This window comes from Pigmentiphaga aceris (genome assembly GCF_008119665.1).
Lineage (GTDB): Bacteria > Pseudomonadota > Gammaproteobacteria > Burkholderiales > Burkholderiaceae_B > Pigmentiphaga > Pigmentiphaga aceris.
On sequence record NZ_CP043046.1, the window covers coordinates 693,817 to 713,220 of the forward strand.

Below are 19,404 nucleotides of genomic sequence, written 5' to 3' on the forward strand. Positions count from 1 at the left end.
GTACGATCCGCGGGCGCGACGTTAATTTTCGTATCTACATCGGGGTTTGTCGGGCAGCGCGACAATCAAGGGCGGCAAAAGTTCCGGGTGAGCGTGGGCTGTACGCTATAATCCGGCGCAAGCTGCCCCCAGACCGTCGTGGGCCTGCACCGATGTACTTGAGGACTTGTAAATGAATCAGGACAATCCGGTAGACGCTTCCCGTCGTTTCTGGGTGGGCACTACCTGCGTGGCTGGCGGGGTGGCAGCGGCTGGCGTCGCCGTGCCGTTCGTCAGCACCTTTGCGCCTTCCGAGCGTGCGAAAGCCGCTGGCGCGCCGGTCGAAGCCGACATCGCCGGCATGGCGGTCGGTGAAATCCGCACCGTCGAATGGCGTGGCAATCCGGTATGGATTCTGCGCCGCTCGCCGGAACAGATTGAAAGCCTCAAAGCTACCGAAAGCGAAGTCGCCGATCCGAAATCGCTGCGCAGCCCCGGCGAAATCACCCCCGAATACGCGTCGAACCAATGGCGCTCGCGCAAGCCCGAATATCTGGTTGCCGTCGGCATCTGTCCGCACCTTGGCTGCTCGCCAACGGCGCGCATGGCACCGGGTGCGCAAACCGGCCTGCCGGCCGACTGGCATGGCGGTTTCCTCTGCCCCTGTCACGGCTCCACCTTCGACGTCGCCGGTCGGGTGTACAAAAACAAGCCAGCTCCAGACAACCTGACGATTCCGCCGCACCAATACCTCTCCGAGACCAAGATCCTGGTCGGTGTGGACGAAAACAACAAAGCCTGATGTGCATGTGCCCGGTTCGCCGGGCTTTGTGTCATCACGACAATTAGAAAGACGTTCCGGCTGGGCAGGCATGCAATCGCTACCTGATCCCGCCGATCCGAACCGCCGCAATAGGAGCAGGAAGTCATGGCTGGCGAGAAGAAAGTCGAGACCACGGGTCTGCTGGGCTGGGTAGACGCCCGCTTCCCGGCCACCTCGACGTGGAAAGCGCATCTGTCCGAATACTATGCACCGAAGAATTTCAACTTCTGGTACATCTTCGGATCGTTGGCGTTGCTGGTCCTGGTCATCCAGATCGTCACCGGCATTTTCCTGGTGATGCACTACAAACCCGACGCAGAACGCGCATTCCAGTCGGTCGAATACATCATGCGCGAGGTTCCGTGGGGCTGGCTGGTGCGCTACATGCACTCCACCGGCGCATCCATGTTCTTCGTGGTCGTCTACCTGCACATGGCCCGCGGCCTGATGTACGGTTCGTACCGCAAACCGCGCGAACTGGTGTGGATCTTCGGCGTTGCCATCTTCCTCTGTCTGATGGCCGAGGCCTTCATGGGCTACCTGCTGCCCTGGGGCCAGATGTCGTATTGGGGTGCCCAGGTGATCGTGAACCTGTTCGCCGCAATCCCCTTCGTCGGCCCTGACCTTGCCCTGCTGATCCGTGGTGACTACGTGGTGTCGGACGCCACGCTGAACCGCTTCTTCTCCTTCCACGTGATTGCCGTGCCGCTGGTGCTGCTTGGCCTGGTGGTGGCGCACATCGTCGCGCTGCACGAAGTCGGTTCGCTGAATCCCGACGGCGTGGAAATCAAGGAAAAGAAAGACGCGCTGGGTCGTCCGCTGGACGGCATCCCGTTCCACCCGTACTACACGGTGCACGACATCTTCGGCGTGTCGATCTTCCTGATGATCTTCAGCGCGATCCTGTTCTTCGCGCCGGAAATGGGCGGCTACTTCCTTGAGTACAACAACTTCATCCCGGCCGATTCGCTGAAGACGCCGCCGCACATCGCCCCGGTCTGGTACTTCACGCCGTTCTACTCGATGTTGCGCGCGACCACCGACGTGTTCACCTGGGTGCTGGCCGCCTCGGCCGTGCTGGGTGCGATCTACATCGGACTGCGTACGCGCTTCGCACCGAAGATCAGGCTCGGCATCGTGCTGGCGCTGCTGGTCGTCGCCGTGCTGCTGCGTGTCTTCGATGCCAAGTTCTGGGGCGTGGTGATCATGGGCGGTACCGTCGTGATCCTGTTCTTCCTGCCCTGGCTCGATCACTCGCCGGTCAAGTCGATTCGCTATCGCCCGACCTGGCACAAGGCGGTCTACCTGGTGTTCGCGATCAACTTCCTGATCCTGGGCTACCTGGGTGTGCAACCGCCCAGCGACGTCGGCAACCTCGTGTCGCAGATCGGAACCATGCTGTATCTCGCGTTCTTCCTGCTGATGCCCTTGTGGAGCCGCGTCGGCACCTTCAAGCCGGTGCCGGACCGCGTGACGTTTTCCGCTCACTGAGACACGGGTGGGGGCAGCGGTGCTGCCCCTGTCGGACAAGACTCTACGGATATCAAGATGAAGAAGCTTCTCGGTGCCCTCGTGCTGATGCTGTCCAGCTCGCTGGCCTGTGCTGCCGAAGGCGGGTTCCCGCTGGAACGCGCGCCTGACCGCATCAACAACCTCGTCGCCCTGCAAAACGGCGCGCGATTGTTCGTCAACTACTGCCTGAACTGCCACAGTGCCAGTTCAATGCGCTACAACCGCCTGAAGGACATCGGTCTGACCGATGTGCAGATTCGCGACAATCTGTTGTTTACCGGCGAAAAAGTCGGTGACCTGATGACCATCGCGATGACGCCGAAAGACGGCAAGGCCTGGTTCGGTGCCACCCCGCCCGACCTCTCGGTCATTGCCCGCGCGAAGTCCTCGCATGCCGGTACCGGTGCCGACTACCTGTACACCTACCTGCGCGGCTACTACCGCGACGCCAGCAAAGCCACGGGTTGGAACAACCTGGTGTTCCCGAATGTGGGCATGCCCCACGTGCTGTGGGAACGCCAAGGCCCGCGTGAACTGACCACCACCACCATCCATCCGGCACACGCGGAAGAAGGTGCCAAACCCGCTGCCGGTCATGGCAAGGCTTGGGAAAAAGTCACGACGGTTTATGATGTGAACGGAATTGCGACCAGCAAGACCGAAGCGCTGACCGGTTACATGGGCGGCGAGCGCTTCGATGCGCAATTCAGCTCGAAAGATCCTGTCCGTACGGCGGCGTTCAACAATGATGTCGGTGACTTGGTCGCCTTCATGTCTTATATTGCCGAACCTGCCCAACGCGAGCGCACGCGTCTCGGCGTGTGGGTGCTGCTCTTTCTTGCCATCTTTGCCGTCATCGCGTGGCGCTTGAACGCGGTGTTCTGGAAAGACATCAAGTAGTTTTTCTCTGCTCTTGCTGCAGGCCAGACCTGGCATCCGTCGGGTCTGGCCTTTCATACTTATATCGTCACTTATTGGGGGTCCCCGCGATGATGGTGCTTTATTCCGGAACCACGTGCCCGTTCTCGCAGCGCTGCCGTTTTGTGCTGTTCGAGAAAGGCATGGATTTCGAGATTCGCGATGTTGATCTCTACAACAAGCCCGAAGATATCGCTGTGATGAACCCGTACGGTCAGGTGCCGATCCTGGTCGAACGTGACTTGATCCTGTACGAATCGAACATCATCAACGAGTACATCGACGAGCGCTTCCCGCATCCGCAACTGATGCCGGCTGATCCGGTGATGCGCGCGCGTGCACGCCTGTTCCTGTTCAACTTCGAAAAAGAGCTGTTCGTCCACGTGACGACGCTCGAATCGCGCAGCGCGAAGAGCGACGAAAAGGCCCTGGACGTGGCACGTGCCCAGATTCGCGACCGTCTGGCGCAACTGGCACCCATGTTCCTGAAGAACAAGTTCATGCTGGGCGAAGAGTTCTCGATGCTCGACGTCGCCATTGCGCCGTTGCTGTGGCGCCTGGATCACTACGGTATCGAACTGCCCAAAAACGCGGCACCGCTGCAAAAGTACGCCGAGCGCATCTTTTCGCGTCCGGCCTACATCGAAGCACTCACGCCGTCTGAAAAGGTCATGCGTCGCTGATGAGCGAAACATCAACCAAGCCATACCTGATCCGTGCATTGCACGAATGGTGCACCGACAACGGCTACACGCCGTTCCTGACGGTCACCGTGGATGCACGCACGGTGGTGCCGCGCGAACACATCAAGGACGGCGAGATCGTCCTGAACGTGGGATCGCTGGCAACTTACAAGCTTGAACTCGGCAACGAATTTGTCGAGTTCCAGGCGCGTTTCGGTGGTGTCGCCCGGCAGATTTCCGTGCCGATCGACGCCGTCACTGCCATTTACGCGCGTGAAACCGGTCAAGGCATGGCGTTCGAAGCCACGCCCATGGCGGAAGAGCCGGATACCCCGGCTCGTGATGCGGCTCCGGTCGCGTCAGCGCCAGAAAGCAGCGAGTCAGCCGGCGGCAAGCGTCCCGGTCTGGCAGCGGTTCCGTCGGCTGAATCCACGGGTGTCGCCGAGACACCCCCCGATCCAGACGGCCCGGAAACCCCGCCGCCGACCCCGCCCGAGCGTGGTCGACCGCAGCTCAAGGTCATCAAGTAACAGGCCGCCTGATGGGTCATTTCTGTCTTTTCGCAGTTTGATCTAGAATGCGGGGCTTGCCGGTGTAGCTCAGTTGGTAGAGCAGCTCACTTGTAATGAGAAGGTCGAGGGTTCGATTCCTTTCTCCGGCACCAGAATTAAGAAAAGGCCAGCCCTTCGGGGTTGGCCTTTTTGCGTTTGGCTTGCCAGTGCGGCGAACGCTGCTTGGCTTTGTCGTTCCTTGCTTTGTTGTTCCCTGCTTGGGCCATGCCACGTTTTGCTGATCTCGGCAGTTCCGCGTTGATGTGATCCGACATTGACGCTATCGCCAGCGCTTGATTCAGTCTGCCTGCAGACTATCTTGAATCATCCTGGATTGGGTTTCAGGCATTTTTTGCCTTACTGGCGTTATTAATGTCTTTATAAATGACACGTATCTTGTTGATATTTTAATTCGTGCATGCGAACGCTTGACGGCCGAAGTTCGGTCCCAGTATGTTCCCGGGTCCCCGGTGTTTTGCTGATGATTTAAGCCTGTCCTAAAGGCTGTCAGCTTGCATAATCGAACATCATCTATTTGAATTAGAAAATGGCCTTCAGCTCACTTTCCGCGCGGGACATAGAAAGCGCTATTCGTCTCAACTTAGTCCCATACGAGTCGTCGTCCGCTGATAGCGGTTGGGATAATGCTGCGAATTACTATACCCAAGAAAGGGTGGTGTTCCAGGGCGACATTTTCGTGATTACGCTTCAAAAAGACGCCACCTACGGCATTGCCTCGATCAGCTATCGCGACCCATGGGACCTCTCGTTGCACGATTCAAGCGGAAAATTGCTCCGTATGGATCAGGGGCTTGGCGATCCGGGCACGGACATGATCGTGAACTTCATCCCGAGCTACACAGGTGACTATTATATTGATGCTGCCTGGATGCAAGGGTCTGGCGACAATGCCTTCGCAATGGTCGCCGTCTTTGAAGACGTCGATACCATGCCCGTTGTCGGACCGCACTTCGGCACAGCCGGACTCGATACGATCACCGTGAAAGGACTGCGCGCAGGCCATAACCTGAGCATCAACGGGGAAACCGTCACGCTTCAGCAGGTCGGTCAGGCTGAACGCAAATACGTAGGCGTGGAACGCTTCCGCTTCGACGACATCACGATTGCGACGGATATCAACGGAAACGCCGGCAAGGCATATCGCCTTTACGAAGCTGCCTTCGATCGTGCTCCTGACGCAAAGGGGCTTGGCTTCTGGATCAACGGGCTTGATCACAACATCAGCCTGCTTTCGGTCGCAAATTCCTTCCTGGCAAGCCCGGAGTTCAAATCACGTTATGGCGACGATATGACGCAACGTGATTACGTGACGGCCCTGTACCAGAACGTCCTGAATCGCGCACCCGACCAGGCCGGTTCGGATTTCTGGGTGAATGCACTCAACAGCGGCTCAAGCCGAGCCCAGGTGCTCGTGAATTTCTCAGAGTCGATCGAGAACCAGCAAGGCGTCATCGGTGCCATTCAGAATGGCATTCAGTACGAGACCTGGGTCGGATAAGCAAGGACCCACGGCGTACCGCGTGCCGTGCGCGTGGTACCACCTTGAAGAACAGAGTCAGCCGAAAGCCCGTCCTGGGGCTCACGGCTGACGCATTTCTGTTAATCAGCGCTGCACAGGAGCCGCGCTGGGTTCAGCCAGGGAAGGCCGCTTTGCCACTCGCGGCATGTGCTGATCCTTTCCGATTGCGCCACAGCACCCCCAGTGCTGTGGCCAGCAGCAGCACAGCCGTCGTCCCCATCACCGCATCAAACGCGTTTCCGAAAGCCGCTTGCGCACTCAGTACCAACTGGGCAGCCGCATCCCCAGACAAGGATTGCGCAAGCATCAGCGCTTCATCGATCCCTTCAGATGCCGCTGATGCATCCACCCCGGTCGGTGCAGAGAAACTTGCTGCGTAAACAGCCGACAGCAAGCTGCCCATCAACGTCACGCCAATCGCACCCCCCAGCTCGTAGGACACTTCCTCAATCGACGCAGCCATGCCGGCGCGCTCCGGCGGAGCGCCCAGCATGATGGTGCTGGAAGCGGCGGTAATCGTCGCACCAATGCCCACGCCCAGCACGGCCAGCGCAAGCGCCTGCCAGGCGTAGGGCGCGTGTTGCAGCAGTACGCATCCGGCCATGCCGGCACCCGCCAGCGCCAAGCCGGTGGCGATGAATACCCCATCGGGCACGCGGCCCAGCAGGCGGCCGGCGAGCGGACCCGATACAAAGGATGCGATCGACAGCGGCAGCATGAACAAAGCGGCCTGGAGCGGCGTCTTGTCCAGCACCAATTGCAGATTCTGCGTAAGCGCGAGTTGCATGCCGATCAAGGCCGCAGCCGCCACGACAGCCGCCACCACCGCGCTGCTGAAGGTCGAACTGCGGAACATCGAGAAGTCGATCAGCGGATGCGTACTGCGGCGCTGGCTGCGTGCAAACCAGGCAAGCGCGGCAATGCCGATCACGGCGGCAATTGCGGCGGCGGTCCATGACGGAGCGCGTTTGCCTGCTTCCTTGATGGCATACGCACAGCCAATCAGGCCAATCATCACCTGGACCGACCCGGTCAGATCCCACGGGCGGCTGGCGTCTCCCGGCCGTGCTGGAATCAGACGCCAGGTAAGCGGCAAGGCCAGCAGCACGATGGGTACGTTGATCAGAAACACCGAGCCCCACCAGAAGTGCTCCAGCAATGCACCGCCGATGATCGGACCGAGCGCCGCGCCACCCGATGCGACCGCCGCCCATATGCCGATGGCAAACCCGCGCTCGCGCTCGTCCTCGAAGGTGACACGGATAATGGACAAGGTGGCCGGCATCATCATCGCCGCACCCACGCCCAGGAAGCCGCGCGCCACCACCAGCAGGCTGGCGCTGGGTGCGTAGGCGGCTGCCAGCGACGCAAGGCCAAACACTCCCAGGCCCGCCATGAACAGGCGTTTGTGCCCCAGACGATCGCCAAGCGTACCCATGCCCAGCAACAGGCCCGACACCACCAGCGCATACGCGTTGATGATCCAGAGCTTCTCAGATGTGCTTGCGTGCAGGTCGTGGGTGAGCCGGGGCAGGGCGGTGTAGAGCACCGTCATGTCCACCACGATGAGCAGCAAGGCGGCCGACACGACGGCCAGCACCAGCCAACGGTTCTGGCTTTGCATATAGTTCCTTCTTGACCGAGTTGAGTTGTCTTGGTCCACAGTATAAATACGATCGTATTTAAAAGCGAGGAAGTGTGGGACGTTACCAACCAGTGGATCAAGAGAAAGTGCTGGACGCAGCCGAAGAAATCGTGCGCACGCGCGGCATTGCCGCGTTGACGATCGACGGCGTGGCCAAGGCAGCGGGCATCTCGAAAGGCGGTGTGCAGTCAAGCTTCGGCACCAAGGACGGCCTGATCACTGCGATGTATGCACGTTGGAACGATGAGTACGACACCATGCTTGGCAAGCTGGCCGCACCGGACTCACCGCCCATGCACCGCCTGGCTGGGCATGTTGAAGTCACCCATCACACCGATGAGGCTGAAGCTGACCGTGCAGCAGGGATGTTGGCGGCCTTGTTGAATACGCCAGCAGGCTTGGCGTCCATGCAGGACTGGTACGCCGCGCGGCTTGAAGGAATCGATGTCACCACCCCGGCAGGGCGTCGCGCCCGTCTGGCGTTTCTGGCAAATGAAGGCGCGTTCCTGCTGCGCAGCTTCGGTTTCATGCGCATGGATGCGGCGATGTGGGACGAGATGTTTGCGGATATTCGCAGTTTGCTTGCAGAGGCTCAGCGTTCCGACACATCCAAACCTGCGGTATGAGGGCGGACTCCCCGACCGATAATCGCGTCAATGAGTTGGCGTTCACCGGTGAGTCAATATCGGGCTTTGGACAAGAAATTGCAGCATGTCCCACACTGGCGCGGAACTTTTTCAGTGCCATTGGTTACCGATACGCTTTACCCACACAGGAGGTCTTGCATGGACATCGATACCAGTGCGGTATTGCGCGAATGGACGCAGAAACTCGAGCAGGCGATGGGCCTTACCATTGGTGCGGACGACAGTGGCGCATTTGCGCTGCATACCCAGGGCGGCGCGCCCGTCGTGGTGGAGCCTGTGCCGGGGCAACAGGCCCTGATTCTGTCCTCTGATCTCGGGACGATCGACAGCAATACGCCCGCAACACTGTTGCGAGCCCTGTTGGTCGCGAATTTTCAGCCTGGCATCGTGGCACCTTCGGTCATTGGTCTGCAGCCGCAGGACGGCACGATCACGTTGCGCCTGATCTGGACGCCGAACGACGCGGGCTGGACATATGAGTTCTTCGTGGACGTGCTGGGCGCGTTCGGGGAGCAGACCGATGCGTTGGCGCAGTCCGTGAAGAGTCGCGATATAGAGCGCCTGTTGCCGACCGCGCCCACCGAGCCCGGTAATACCACTTTTGACGCCCCCCAATTTGCCTGAGCCGGAGCGACGCGCATGAGTACCCCATTTGGCAGCAGCATTTCAAACTTCTTCCGCCCGACGACCACTGCACCGCAGAATCTGCAGCACGCCGATGCGCAACTGCAGAAGCTCGACACCGTCGTGGATGTTGGCTCCAAGCTCAACGACACCTTTGCCTCTACGGGCATGAGCAAGACGGTCTGCAGCCTGTTATTCAACAAGCTGGGAGTCATGCCGAACATGGTCGCCACCATGAAGTCTTACGCCGAGGGCGACATGAGTGGCGTCGTTGGCTCCGGGGCCAAGGTCATCGGGGCCATGGGCATGGGTACCTACGCCAACATGGCGGACGGTGTAGGTAATGCCATGGACTTGGGCAAAGGCATCGTGGAAGGCGATGCCTCCAAGGCGTTCTTTGCAGGTGCCAAGCTGACCGTTAATGTGGCGGCCAGCGGTTCTGCACCGGCCTTGGCTTTGTTAGGTGTCAGCCAGTTCACCTATCAGGCGATCAGGGCCAATCCAGAAGGTTTCATGCAGTTCAACCATGACACCCATGCCAGCATGAAATTCGGCTTTGACGAAAATATGGGGCCGGGCAAGTGGGACTGAGCTGCCCGTCCGTCTGGGCTTCTTGGACGCCGTCGGCGGCGGCCGGGACATTGGCGATGCAGACGGCCAAGCTACCTTGCTGGATACCTTGATCGACGCCGCCATGGCTTCATGCTTGGGCGGTAAGCCAGGCATGATGGTGCTGGACGCCGCCGTCCGGCCGCTGCGGTTATCGCTGGCCAGTGTCAGAACGTCGTTATCAGCCAAGACGACACCAAGCCTTTCAGTCATCGCCGGGTACGAAACCTGCGCATCCCTGTCTAGCGCGGCACTTGTCGCGGGTTCAGACAAGGAACGCGATGACCAGCGACGAACGGATCGACAAATACGAAGGCCCGGCAGGTGGGTGGGGGTCGGTGAAATCGCTGGCCAGCATCATGGTGCGCACGCAGGCGTTGCCCCGTGCCGCAGCAACGCTGGCCCAGCAGAACAAGACCGGTGGCGTGGCCTGTGTCAGCTGTGCGTGGGCGAAGCCCGCACACAGCCACATTGCTGAATTTTGTGAAAACGGAGCCAAGGCAACCGCTTGGGAACTCACCCCCAAGCGCGTGGATGCCGATTTTTTTGCGCAGCACACCCTCACGCAATTGCGCACATGGTCTGACCACGATCTGGAATTTCGTGGACGTCTGACTGAACCATTGCGGTTCGATGCTGCGCAGGATCGTTATGTGCCAGTCACGTGGGCCGATGCATTTGCCGACATCGGCAAACAATTGGCGGCGCTGGAGCCTGCTTCCACCGTCTTTTATGCATCTGGCCGCGCATCGCTGGAAACGTCGTATATGTACCAGTTACTGGCGCGCATGTACGGCAATAACAATCTGCCCGACAGTTCGAATATGTGCCACGAGACGACGTCCGTGGCGCTGCCCGAAAGTATTGGCGTGCCGGTTGGCACTGTCCATTTAAGCGATTTCGACGCGACCGATTGTGTGTTTTTCTTCGGGCAGAACGTGGGCAGCAATAGCCCGCGCATGCTGCATGACCTGCAGGCCATCAGCAAACGCGGTGCGCCGATCATCAGCTTCAATCCACTGCGTGAACGCGGTCTTGAAGCTTTCAAGAATCCGCAGTCGCCGCTGGAAATGCTGCACCCAGGCAGCACGCGGATCAGCTCGCAATATCACCAGGTAAAGATCGGCGGCGACATCGCTGCGATCACTGGTATTTGCAAGGCGGTGTTGGCGCTGGATGAAGCGGCGCAGGCGGCAGGCGGCAAGCGGGTGATCGATGTCGATTTCATCGGTACGCACACGCATGGTTTTGAGGATTTCGTCGCGTTCCTGCGCGAGAGCGATTGGGATGCGTTGTGTCACCACGCCGGTCTGAGCCGAGAAGCGATGGAAGCCGCCGCTGTTGTCTACGCGCAGGCCCGTGCGGTCATCGGCGTGTATGGCATGGGACTGACGCAGCATCGTGGCGGCGTGCAAAGTGTGCAGATGCTGGTGAACCTGCTGTTGATGCGCGGCAATATCGGACGCAGTGGTGCTGGCGTCTGTCCGGTGCGCGGGCATTCCAATGTGCAGGGGCAGCGCACGGTGGGTATTACGGAAAAACCTGAACTCGCGCCGCTGGATCGTCTGGCCGAACTCTATGGTTTCGAGCCGCCGCGCGACAAGGGCTTGAATACGGTTGCTGCCTGTCAGGGCGTGATCAAAGGCGAGGTGCGCGCGTTTGTCGGGCTGGGCGGCAATTTTCTGCGTGCTGCGCCCGATACCAATGCGCTGGAAGCTGCGTGGCCAAGCCTGGACGTGACGGTGCATATCGCGACCAAGCTCAACCGCAGTCATTTGCTGCCGGGCAAGACCGGTTATGTCCTGCCCTGTCTGGGGCGTATGGAAATCGACCGACAAGCCAGTGGCGAGCAGGCGGTATCAGTCGAGGACAGCACCACCTTCATCCACGGCTCACGCGCACGGGCCGAGCCGGTTGCCCCCACGCTGTTGTCGGAACCCGCCATCGTGGCGGGCATTGCGATGGCCATTCCGTCGGTGGCGGAAAAGGGCGTGCCCTGGCGTGACTGGGTGGGCAATTACGCCAAGGTTCGGGATGCCATCGAGCGAACTTGGCCCGATGTGTTCCCGAATTTCAATGCCCGCCTGTGGCAGTCGGGCGGCTTTCCCCGGCCGAATCCGGCGCGGGAACGCAAATGGAATACCAAGACCGAGCGCGCCAATTTCCATGTGCCGCGCGATCTGTCGGCAACGCTGGTGGTGAACCGTGACGCCGCCGATGTCTTGCAGTTGACGACGATTCGCAGCAACGACCAGTTCAACACCACCATCTACGGCGATGACGATCGTTTCCGGGGCATTCACGGCACGCGAAAGGTGGTGTTGATGAACCTGGCCGACATCGCGCGCTTCGGCTTGCGTGACGGGCAGCACGTCAGTCTGCACACCGCCGTGGATGACGGCGTAGCGCGCAGCGTGGCCGATATGCGAGTGACTGCCTACGACATTCCGGCGGGCTGCTGTGCCGCCTATTACCCGGAATGCAATCCCTTGGTGCCGCTGTGGCATCACGCAATTGGCAGTGACGTGCCTGCCGCCAAATCCATTCCGGTGCGGATTTCCGCCATCGGCGCATGACGCGTAGGCGTCGCTTTCAAGCAAAGGCATCACGATGAGCACGACCATGATCGACCCTGTGCGCTTTCGCCCGGACATTGAACAACCCGAGCCCGATGAGGCAGAGACCATTGCAGGCTTGAAGGAAGCGCTGCGCAGCATTCTCGATACGACCTACAAGGACTATGGCCACCCGGTGCGCAGCGTGCACGCGAAAAGCCACGGCATTTTGCAAGGTCAGGTGATCGTGCCGGCCTTGCCCGCGCATTTGGCGCAGGGCATGTTCGCCACGCCGGGTACACACGACGCAATTCTGCGTCTATCGACCAATCCCGGCGACATTCTGGACGACAGCGTGTCGACGCCGCGCGGCATGGCGATCAAGATTTTTGGGGTGGAAGGCGCGCGTCTGCCGGGCGCAGAAGGTGAGTCGACGCAGAATTTTGTGATGGTGAATGCGCCGGCATTCAACGCCAAGAATCCCAAGGCGTTCTTGAAAAGTCTGAAGCTGCTGGCCAAGACCACCGACACGCCCCAAGGTTGGAAAAAAGTGTTTTCTTCCGTTGCGCGTGGTGCCGAAACTGCGCTGGAAGCCGTGGGTGGCGAAAGCGGCACGCTGAAAAGCCTGGGCGGCCATCCGCTGACCCATATCCTGGGCGAGACCTTCTACACGGTGGTGCCTCTGCGCTTCGGCGATTACATCGCAAAGCTGAGCATCGTTCCGGTTTCGCCGTCATTAAAAGCGCTGACGGATGCCAAGCTCGATCTGAAAGAACATCCCGATGGCTTGCGCGAAGCGGTCAATGCGTTCTTTGCGCGCGATGGGGCCGAGTGGGAATTGCGCGTACAGCTCTGTACGGACTTGGAAACCATGCCTGTCGAAGATGCCACGGTGGTGTGGCCCGAAGACCAAAGCCCATACGTGACGGTCGCGCGAATCGTGGTGCCTGCACAAACCGGATGGAGCCAAGCCCGTGTGGCCGAGGTCGATGACAAGATGCTGTTCGGCCCCTGGCATGGTCTGGTTGCGCATCAACCGCTGGGCGGCATCATGCGCGCGCGCAAGGACACCTACACCATGTCCGCCAATTTCCGTGGCGAGCGCTTGGGCTGTCCGATGCATGAACCGAAAGCAGCAGGAAAACTACCCGGTTGAAGCTGGCCGGCAGGTGTCTTTCCGTTCTTACCGGCCAGCGTGCAAGATTTACGGGTTGCGCGCGATGGCGATGGCTTGAAGTTATCTGCTCTCGGTATGCCGCGCGTTTGCGGGGTGCCCAGTGCAGATGCATGGCCAGGCGAGGGATGTGGGTCGCGCACACTACTTATGCGCGATCAATGCACACGATTGATCCGCATAAAAGCACTCGTACCCACGCTTTAAACACTCCGTTTCAATCCCAAAAGCAGTCAGGTAAGAAATTTGCTGCAGTGCAGCCGACCCTGACGACCCTCGCGTTGGCGATGATCGGAACGGTCCGTATTCAGATCCGGGCAAAACTTGCCCGGGTCACTTCTCTCAGTCGGTCGATGCCTTCGGCTGCATGACCCGGCGCCACCCAGGAAATTTCCATGGCGACAGGCTTGTTTGCTTCTTCCCCCTCTGCAGCGTCTCTTGATTCGATTCTGGCCGCCGTCCCCTACTGCGGCGTGGCCGCGACGCCAGACGACCTATGGCAGCGCTGGAATCTCGATCCCTGGCTGATCGCGGCATTTGGCGGTGTAGCCCTGGCCTATCTGGTTCACGCGCGCCGCACCCCTGGCCCGATCGATTCACGCCGCAGCACCTGGTTTGCCTTGGGATGGGCAGTGGCATTGCTGGCGCTCATTTCACCCCTGTGTGCATGGGCGGTCGCCTTGTTTTCCGTGCGGGTCGGGCAACACATGATTCTGACGCTGGTCGCCGCACCCTTGCTGGCCTTGGGATTTCCCAGCGCTCGCGCTCGACCCTGGTTAGCCGGCCTGGCATTCCTGCTGGCGCTGTGGCTCTGGCATTACCCCCCGGTGTACGCGTGGAGTCTGCGCAGTGACTTGGTGTACTGGGTGATGCAGATCAGCCTGATCGGGGCATCAGTGGCCTTGTGGCAAGCGGTGTTTGCCACGGACAGCCGTCAGGGCGAACGCATTGCCGTGGGCATTGCCAGCACCGTGCACATGGGTTTGCTGGGTGCCTTGCTGACCTTCGCGTCGCGTCCGTTTTACCAAGCCCATTGGGGCAGCACGGAAGTCTGGGGCTTGTCTGCGCTGGCCGACCAGCAGCTCGCTGGCCTGTTGATGTGGGTACCCGGCGGTGTTGCCTTCGGTGCGCTGGGGCTGGCTGCGTTTCTGGGATGGTGGCGTCGGGCGGACGCCAGTCAGGCGCTGCAGGCCGGCAGCATCAGCACCGGCAAACCGATCACGACCGTGGCCACCAGCGCCACACCGTGAAGCACCCAGGTCAGCCGACCGGTGAATCGTGCCGTCGACACTGGCTGCACGTCGGTCGGCAACACATTGCGGTTGCTCCATGCGCGCCAGAACATCACCGCCAGGGTGGCCAGGTGACCTACCCAGATCACGGCCAACAGCGCACTCAATAAGGACACGCCGGCAACATGCTTGCCGGCCAACGCGGTTGCGCAACCCAGAGACAAGCCCGCATACAGCAGCACAAAGCAGCTCGCCCACACCCCCAGCCCGGCCACCAGGCGCAGCAGAACGCGGCCTTGCGGAACAGGGGTGTAGAAAGGTTTGGCTTGCGGCTTGCCTGGCTGGATCATGCAAGGGTCTCCGGTAGAAAGTGAATGGCCGCGAGGATCACTGCGCCGCTGGTGGCGGTGTATGCCCACCATCGACGCAGGATGCGCGGTTCGAGCTGACGCACGCTGGATACGTAGCCGGCGTGTGTGCGGCAGGCCACATGCACCGACATGACGACTCCGATTGCGATGTGGATCAGTGCGTAGATCAGCAGTGCCGAGACGATGGACGCGTAGGCATGTACGCGTGGATCGGGCACCGATTCCTGCAGCACACGCGTCAGGGCCAGGAAGGCAATGATACCGGCGACGGCACTTGCCCATGCGCACAGCGCGCTGCGGGCAGGTGTCAGGCGACTGTGGCGCAAGCCCGCATGCGCCTGTCGGGCGACCCACGCAGCACCGAACAAGGCACCGATTGCCAGCAACGGCATCGCCAGTTCGCGGGTGATCCATTGCGGGGGCGGCCAGTTGGGTGCCACCGTCCACAGGAAGAGATATCCAAACAGCAGGGATGCCAGCACCATGGCATCGGCCACCAATGCAAAGGTGACGCCCCACCATCCCGGCGCATCGTCGGTCACGGCGTGGTGCGTGGGCAGCACGGCCGTGTCGTCAGGCCGCAGCCGAATGGGGGCGGGGTCGTGACGCTTGCCGGTGCGCCACGCCCAGAACAGGAAAATCGCCAGGCTCAAACCACCGCCTACCGGCACCCACAGGTATTGCTTGAACAGCAATCCCAGGAAGAACACGGCCGTGGTCAGGGCGGCGAACAAGGGCATCCAGCTTGATCCGGGCAGCTCGATCACACTGCTGCGCTGGCCGCTCAAGGGCTCCACCGCAATGGTCTGCCGAATGCCGTGTTCTGCACTGGGCAAGTCGCCTTGGCCAGCGGCCAGTTGTGTACCCAGATCAGGTTCGTCCCACACCGGTTCACGGCTGCGCACTTCAGGCAGGCTGGCAATGTTGTAGGTGGGCGTTGGCGTGGGCATGGCCCATTCCAGTGATCCCGCTCCCCAAGGATTGGTGGGTGCGACCTTGCCCATGCGACCGTGCAGCACGACATCCAGCAGGAACAGCGCAAAGCCGATGGCCTGCACAAAACCGCCTATCGACGAGGCCAGATTGAACACATCCCAACCCACGTCGCCGGGGTAGGTATATACGCGGCGCGGCATGCCCAGCAGGCCGGTCAGGTGCATGATCAGGAAGGTCAGGTTGAAGCCGATGAAGATCAGCCAGAACGCCCACTTGCCCAGCGTTTCCGAAGGCATGCGGCCGGTTACGTGCGGCATCCAGTAATACACCGCCGCCAGCAGCGGGAAGACCATGCCGCCTACCAGCACGTAGTGCAGATGGGCCACCACAAAATGCGTGTCGTGTACCTGCCAGTTGAAGGGCACCAGGGCCAGTATCACACCTGTCAGCCCGCCGCATACGAACACAAACAGGAAGCCGAACAGATACAGCATGGGCAGACGAATGACCGGCTTGCCCGCCCACAAGGTGGCGATCCACGCAAAGAACTGCACGGCAGTGGGGATGGCTACCAGCATGCTCGCGGCGGAAAAGAACATCTGCGCCAACTGCGGAATGCCCACCGTGAACATGTGATGCACCCACAGCCCGAAACTGAGCACGCCCATGGCCAGCACGCTTGCCACCACCCACACATGGCCGACCATGGCGCGACCGGCGAAGGTGGGGATCATCATCGACACCATGCCGGCGGCGGGCAGGAAAATGATGTAGACCTCGGGGTGGCCGAACATCCAGAACAGGTGTTGCCACAACAGGGAATCCCCGCCGCGCGCCACGTCGAAGAAGGCCCAGCCGAAACTGCGTTCCACTTCCAGCAGGATGCTGCCCAGGATCAGCGGCGGGAAGCCCACCACGATCATGGCGGCGGCCACCAATATGTACCAGGCGAACAAGGGCATGCGCAGCAGGCTCATGCCGGGTGCACGCATGCGCAAAATGGTGGCGATCAACTCGATGCCGCCGCACACCGCCGATATCTCGGAGAAGGTCACGCCGATCAGCCAGACATCGGCATTGATGCCCGGGCTGTAGGTAGCCCCGGACAGCGGCGTGTACATGAACCAGCCCTGGTGCGGGGCCACGCCCAGCACCATCGCACCGATCAGAATCAGGCCACCGAACAGATAGCACCAGTACGCATACGCCCCCAGCCTGGGATATGCCAGGTCCCGTGAACCCAGAATCTTGGGCAGCAGGTACAGCGCAAAGCCCTCCAGCATGGGGATGGCGAACAGGAACATCATCACCGTGCCGTGCATGGTGAAGATCTGGTTGTAGGTGGCGGCGTCCAGGAAGTCGTTGCCCGACACCGCAAGCTGTGCCCGGATCAGCATGGCCAGCACACCACCGATCAGGAAGAACACCAGCGCAGTGCCGATGAAGCGCAGGCCGATGGTGGTGTGATTCACGCTCGACAGCCCGCGCCAGCCGCGTGGCGCGCCCCATACCTTGTCCATCTGGTGATGTCGGGCCACTGGTGACAGGCCATCGGCAGCGGGCTGCCCACGTGGTGCGGGATGGGCGAGCCTGTGGTTTTGCAATGTGTCGCTCATGGCGTCACCTGCTTGAAGCGAGCGGCAAACGCGGTTTCGTCCAGCGCTTCCACTTCCATGAACATGTGGGCATGGCGTTCGCCACAGAATTCCGCACACAGGCCACGGTAGATGCCGGGTCGATCTGCTTGCAGACGGATGGTGTTTTCGTGGCCGGGAATGGCGTCGATCTTGCCGCCCAGTCGGGGTACCCAGAAGCTGTGGATCACGTCGATGCTTTTAACCGTCAGGTGAATGGGTCGCCCGGCAGGAATCACGATGCGGTTGTCGGTGGTGCCGCCAATCAGTTCACCGTCGGGGTATTGCGCCGTCCAGCGCCATTGCTGGGCGGTCACTTCCACGCGAAACGCGGACGCATCGCGCGGCATCATGGCGTAGCCGGCGCGCACGCCATAGGCCAGCAGCGCGAGGATCACCACCCCCGGCAGGATCAGACCGCCCCCTACCAGCAGCGCTCCCACGGGCGCGCGCTTCGCTGCTGACGGGCGTTTCAGCGCGGCGTACAGCGCCAGGGCCACGGTCAGGCAGAACACGGCGGTGGCTCCCCACAACATGGCCCACCAGACGGCAGCAACATCGGCACTGGCAGGCCCGGCCGGATCAAGCGCAGACAGCGGCCCCTGATGACAGGCGGCCAACAGTGGCAGGGCAAGCAGGGGAAGCGCAAGCCGGGGAAGCGCAAGCCGGGGAAGCGCAAGCCGGGGAAGCACGCGGGGAAGCACGCGGCCGACACCCAAACGCGCACGGCACAGAACTTGCCGTGCCAAGTCCGCAGGGTGCCGATTTCGCGCGCGCCCCGACAAGGAAATCGACTGCATGGAAAAATTCGGCCAACCGCTGCCCGAGGACACCCCGACACGCGTAGCCGTGGCCCGCCATCCCTTGCACCCGATGCTGGTGCCGTTCCCGATCGCCTTCTTGCTGGGTGGATTGGCATCGGACTTGGCCTGGCTATTCACCGCCGATACCTTCTGGGCGCGCACATCTTTATGGCTGGTGGGCTGCGGCGCGTTGATGGGGGTTCTGGCGGGCATTGCCGGCACGGTTGAATTGCTGGCGGTGCGCGGCATCCGGCACCGCGCGGCCAGCTGGAACCACTTCGTGGTGGCAGTGATGCTGCTCGGGGTCTCTATCGTCAACTGGTTGTCTCGTCTGGGCGACGCGGCGGGGACAATCCTGCCGTATGGCTTGTTCCTGTCCTCGCTGGGCGCGTTGCTGGTCGGCGTGGCCGGGTGGTTGGGCGGGAAGCTGGTGTTCGAGCACCAGGTCGGTGTCGGCGACGACGACACCGACGATTGATGGGTCAGATTTTTCATGCGATCTGACGAACGGGCGGATACGCGTCGGCCCGCGCTCAAGTGAAGTCCTGCAGCTGGGGCTTGGCCATTACCAGCCACAGCACTACTGGAATCAGCACGGTGGGAACAATCACCGTCGCCAGGTGAAGCAGCGGGTGCCGCATGCTTTTCGACGTGGGATTGCGCAGTTTTGCCAGCACGCTGCCGCAATACAGATGGAAGAACACCATCAGCGTGACCGCCACCAGCTTCATGGCCAGCCATTCGCCTTGCAGCCCGCGCAGGTAGACCAGAATGGTGCCGCTGATGATCGCAATCACCGCAGCAGGCGAAATCACCATGATGAAGCTGTAGCGCGTCATGATGCGCAGCCGGTGGTAGTCGGCGTGGTCGCGGGTCTTGGGGTGCAGCATGAACAGTCCGGGCAGGTAGAACAGTCCTGCGCACCAGATGGTCAATGCCGAGATATGCAGCGCTTTCAGCCAGATCATGGTGGGTGTCCGAAAGGCGCGACGACGTGGGATAAACCACCGCCACGTAAAAAAGACATAAAAACCAGCAGGTTCACCCAGCAAACCGTGTGCCCGATACGATCGGAAACATCGGGTAAACTCTGAGCCCTTCGCAGGTATGCCCTAGTGGTTGCCTCGCCAAAAATGTGCGGTAATGTGACCGCTTTTCCGGAAGTAAC

The 19,404-nt window shown here is 60.9% G+C and carries 19 protein-coding genes and 1 tRNA gene; 14 read left to right on the top strand and 6 right to left on the bottom strand.

Translation table 11 applies throughout. The features are described 5' to 3' along the window. Nucleotides 1–172 precede the first annotated feature (172 nt). The 6 genes from petA to FXN63_RS02950 all read left to right on the top strand — a co-directional run bounded on the left by petA (nt 173) and on the right by FXN63_RS02950 (nt 4,579). Nucleotides 173–781, top strand: coding sequence for a ubiquinol-cytochrome c reductase iron-sulfur subunit (petA, locus tag FXN63_RS02925; protein WP_148812682.1), 609 nt, complete (start codon nt 173–175; stop codon nt 779–781). Between the two features lie 126 nt (nt 782–907). Continuing rightward, a complete protein-coding gene (locus tag FXN63_RS02930; protein ID WP_148812684.1) occupies nt 908–2,293 on the top strand; it encodes a cytochrome b in 1,386 nt (461 codons plus the stop codon). 57 nt (nt 2,294–2,350) lie between these two features. After that, nucleotides 2,351–3,214, top strand: a complete 864-nt coding sequence (locus tag FXN63_RS02935) for a cytochrome c1 (protein WP_148812687.1) — start codon at nt 2,351–2,353, stop codon at nt 3,212–3,214. Between the two features lie 89 nt (nt 3,215–3,303). Beyond that, complete coding sequence (locus FXN63_RS02940; protein WP_148812689.1) at nt 3,304–3,915, top strand: glutathione S-transferase N-terminal domain-containing protein; 612 nt, start codon at nt 3,304–3,306, stop codon at nt 3,913–3,915. After that, entirely contained in the window at nt 3,915–4,445 is a 531-nt protein-coding gene (locus FXN63_RS02945) for a ClpXP protease specificity-enhancing factor (protein ID WP_148812691.1), read from the top strand. Before FXN63_RS02940 ends, FXN63_RS02945 begins: the two co-directional genes overlap by 1 nt. 58 nt (nt 4,446–4,503) lie before the next feature. After that, a tRNA-Thr gene (locus tag FXN63_RS02950) sits at nt 4,504–4,579 on the top strand. 3 nt (nt 4,580–4,582) lie between these two features. Here the strand turns inward: FXN63_RS02950 and FXN63_RS26680 are convergent. Further along, nucleotides 4,583–4,741 carry a hypothetical protein gene (locus FXN63_RS26680; RefSeq protein WP_187395083.1) on the bottom strand — a complete coding sequence of 53 codons (159 nt, stop codon included), beginning with the start codon at nt 4,739–4,741 and terminating at the stop codon, nt 4,583–4,585. Nucleotides 4,742–5,013: 272 nt separating this feature from the next. On the opposite strand from FXN63_RS26680, the gene FXN63_RS02955 reads away from it, so the two are divergent. Beyond that, nucleotides 5,014–5,985, top strand: a complete 972-nt coding sequence (locus FXN63_RS02955; protein WP_148812693.1) for a DUF4214 domain-containing protein — start codon at nt 5,014–5,016, stop codon at nt 5,983–5,985. Nucleotides 5,986–6,118: 133 nt separating this feature from the next. On the opposite strand, the gene FXN63_RS02960 is transcribed toward FXN63_RS02955, so the two are convergent. After that, the gene (locus FXN63_RS02960; protein WP_148812695.1) at nt 6,119–7,630 is read right to left on the bottom strand and encodes an MFS transporter; all 1,512 of its coding nucleotides are present in this window, start codon (nt 7,628–7,630) and stop codon (nt 6,119–6,121) included. Nucleotides 7,631–7,722: 92 nt separating this feature from the next. On the opposite strand from FXN63_RS02960, the gene FXN63_RS02965 reads away from it, so the two are divergent. From FXN63_RS02965 to FXN63_RS02990, 6 genes are all read left to right on the top strand, one after another. Beyond that, nucleotides 7,723–8,277 (top strand): TetR/AcrR family transcriptional regulator, encoded by a 555-nt coding sequence (locus tag FXN63_RS02965; RefSeq protein ID WP_222863994.1) that lies wholly within the window; start codon nt 7,723–7,725, stop codon nt 8,275–8,277. A gap of 159 nt (nt 8,278–8,436) precedes the next feature. After that, entirely contained in the window at nt 8,437–8,922 is a 486-nt protein-coding gene (locus FXN63_RS02970) for a type III secretion system chaperone (protein WP_187395084.1), read from the top strand. Nucleotides 8,923–8,937: 15 nt separating this feature from the next. Further along, nucleotides 8,938–9,513 carry a hypothetical protein gene (locus FXN63_RS02975; RefSeq protein ID WP_148812701.1) on the top strand — a complete coding sequence of 192 codons (576 nt, stop codon included), beginning with the start codon at nt 8,938–8,940 and terminating at the stop codon, nt 9,511–9,513. A 299-nt stretch (nt 9,514–9,812) separates the two neighbouring features. Then, entirely contained in the window at nt 9,813–12,107 is a 2,295-nt protein-coding gene (locus FXN63_RS02980; protein ID WP_148812703.1) for an FdhF/YdeP family oxidoreductase, read from the top strand. A gap of 34 nt (nt 12,108–12,141) precedes the next feature. Then, complete coding sequence (locus tag FXN63_RS02985; protein WP_148812705.1) at nt 12,142–13,242, top strand: catalase family protein; 1,101 nt, start codon at nt 12,142–12,144, stop codon at nt 13,240–13,242. A 413-nt stretch (nt 13,243–13,655) separates the two neighbouring features. Continuing rightward, nucleotides 13,656–14,510, top strand: a complete 855-nt coding sequence (locus FXN63_RS02990) for a cytochrome c oxidase assembly protein (protein ID WP_148812707.1) — start codon at nt 13,656–13,658, stop codon at nt 14,508–14,510. Here FXN63_RS02990 and FXN63_RS02995 read toward each other — a convergent pair. Genes FXN63_RS02995 through coxB form a run of 3 tightly spaced genes read right to left on the bottom strand, consistent with a single transcriptional unit; the run spans nt 14,438 to nt 18,137 of the window. Continuing rightward, nucleotides 14,438–14,842, bottom strand: a complete 405-nt coding sequence (locus FXN63_RS02995) for a hypothetical protein (protein WP_148812709.1) — start codon at nt 14,840–14,842, stop codon at nt 14,438–14,440. The two genes, FXN63_RS02990 and FXN63_RS02995, sit on opposite strands and share 73 nt — an antisense overlap. After that, entirely contained in the window at nt 14,839–17,415 is a 2,577-nt protein-coding gene (gene ctaD / locus FXN63_RS03000; protein WP_148812711.1) for a cytochrome c oxidase subunit I, read from the bottom strand. The genes FXN63_RS02995 and ctaD overlap by 4 nt, the downstream gene beginning before the upstream one ends. After that, nucleotides 17,412–18,137, bottom strand: a complete 726-nt coding sequence (gene coxB / locus FXN63_RS03005) for a cytochrome c oxidase subunit II (protein ID WP_222863995.1) — start codon at nt 18,135–18,137, stop codon at nt 17,412–17,414. Before coxB ends, ctaD begins: the two co-directional genes overlap by 4 nt. Before the next feature lie 94 nt (nt 18,138–18,231). Here coxB and FXN63_RS03010 point away from each other — a divergent pair, with 94 nt between their 5' ends. After that, nucleotides 18,232–18,714 (top strand): DUF2231 domain-containing protein, encoded by a 483-nt coding sequence (locus FXN63_RS03010; protein WP_148812715.1) that lies wholly within the window; start codon nt 18,232–18,234, stop codon nt 18,712–18,714. Nucleotides 18,715–18,769: 55 nt separating this feature from the next. Here FXN63_RS03010 and FXN63_RS03015 read toward each other — a convergent pair whose 3' ends face one another. After that, nucleotides 18,770–19,204: a CopD family protein gene (locus tag FXN63_RS03015; RefSeq protein ID WP_148812717.1), complete on the bottom strand. Its 435-nt coding sequence runs from the start codon at nt 19,202–19,204 to the stop codon at nt 18,770–18,772. Nucleotides 19,205–19,404 lie beyond the last annotated feature (200 nt).

What these genes read in the sequence shown, in the direction of transcription:
- petA (WP_148812682.1), top strand. Translation starts at nt 173, where the DNA reads ATGAATCAGGACAATCCGGTAGACGCTTCCCGTCGTTTCTGGGTGGGC.
- FXN63_RS02930 (WP_148812684.1), top strand. Translation starts at nt 908, where the DNA reads ATGGCTGGCGAGAAGAAAGTCGAGACCACGGGTCTGCTGGGCTGGGTA.
- FXN63_RS02935 (WP_148812687.1), top strand. Translation starts at nt 2,351, where the DNA reads ATGAAGAAGCTTCTCGGTGCCCTCGTGCTGATGCTGTCCAGCTCGCTG.
- FXN63_RS02940 (WP_148812689.1), top strand. Translation starts at nt 3,304, where the DNA reads ATGATGGTGCTTTATTCCGGAACCACGTGCCCGTTCTCGCAGCGCTGC.
- FXN63_RS02945 (WP_148812691.1), top strand. Translation starts at nt 3,915, where the DNA reads ATGAGCGAAACATCAACCAAGCCATACCTGATCCGTGCATTGCACGAA.
- FXN63_RS26680 (WP_187395083.1), bottom strand. Translation starts at nt 4,741, where the DNA reads ATGTCGGATCACATCAACGCGGAACTGCCGAGATCAGCAAAACGTGGC.
- FXN63_RS02955 (WP_148812693.1), top strand. Translation starts at nt 5,014, where the DNA reads ATGGCCTTCAGCTCACTTTCCGCGCGGGACATAGAAAGCGCTATTCGT.
- FXN63_RS02960 (WP_148812695.1), bottom strand. Translation starts at nt 7,630, where the DNA reads ATGCAAAGCCAGAACCGTTGGCTGGTGCTGGCCGTCGTGTCGGCCGCC.
- FXN63_RS02970 (WP_187395084.1), top strand. Translation starts at nt 8,437, where the DNA reads ATGGACATCGATACCAGTGCGGTATTGCGCGAATGGACGCAGAAACTC.
- FXN63_RS02975 (WP_148812701.1), top strand. Translation starts at nt 8,938, where the DNA reads ATGAGTACCCCATTTGGCAGCAGCATTTCAAACTTCTTCCGCCCGACG.
- FXN63_RS02980 (WP_148812703.1), top strand. Translation starts at nt 9,813, where the DNA reads ATGACCAGCGACGAACGGATCGACAAATACGAAGGCCCGGCAGGTGGG.
- FXN63_RS02985 (WP_148812705.1), top strand. Translation starts at nt 12,142, where the DNA reads ATGAGCACGACCATGATCGACCCTGTGCGCTTTCGCCCGGACATTGAA.
- FXN63_RS02990 (WP_148812707.1), top strand. Translation starts at nt 13,656, where the DNA reads ATGGCGACAGGCTTGTTTGCTTCTTCCCCCTCTGCAGCGTCTCTTGAT.
- FXN63_RS02995 (WP_148812709.1), bottom strand. Translation starts at nt 14,842, where the DNA reads ATGATCCAGCCAGGCAAGCCGCAAGCCAAACCTTTCTACACCCCTGTT.
- ctaD (WP_148812711.1), bottom strand. Translation starts at nt 17,415, where the DNA reads ATGAGCGACACATTGCAAAACCACAGGCTCGCCCATCCCGCACCACGT.
- FXN63_RS03010 (WP_148812715.1), top strand. Translation starts at nt 18,232, where the DNA reads ATGGAAAAATTCGGCCAACCGCTGCCCGAGGACACCCCGACACGCGTA.
- FXN63_RS03015 (WP_148812717.1), bottom strand. Translation starts at nt 19,204, where the DNA reads ATGATCTGGCTGAAAGCGCTGCATATCTCGGCATTGACCATCTGGTGC.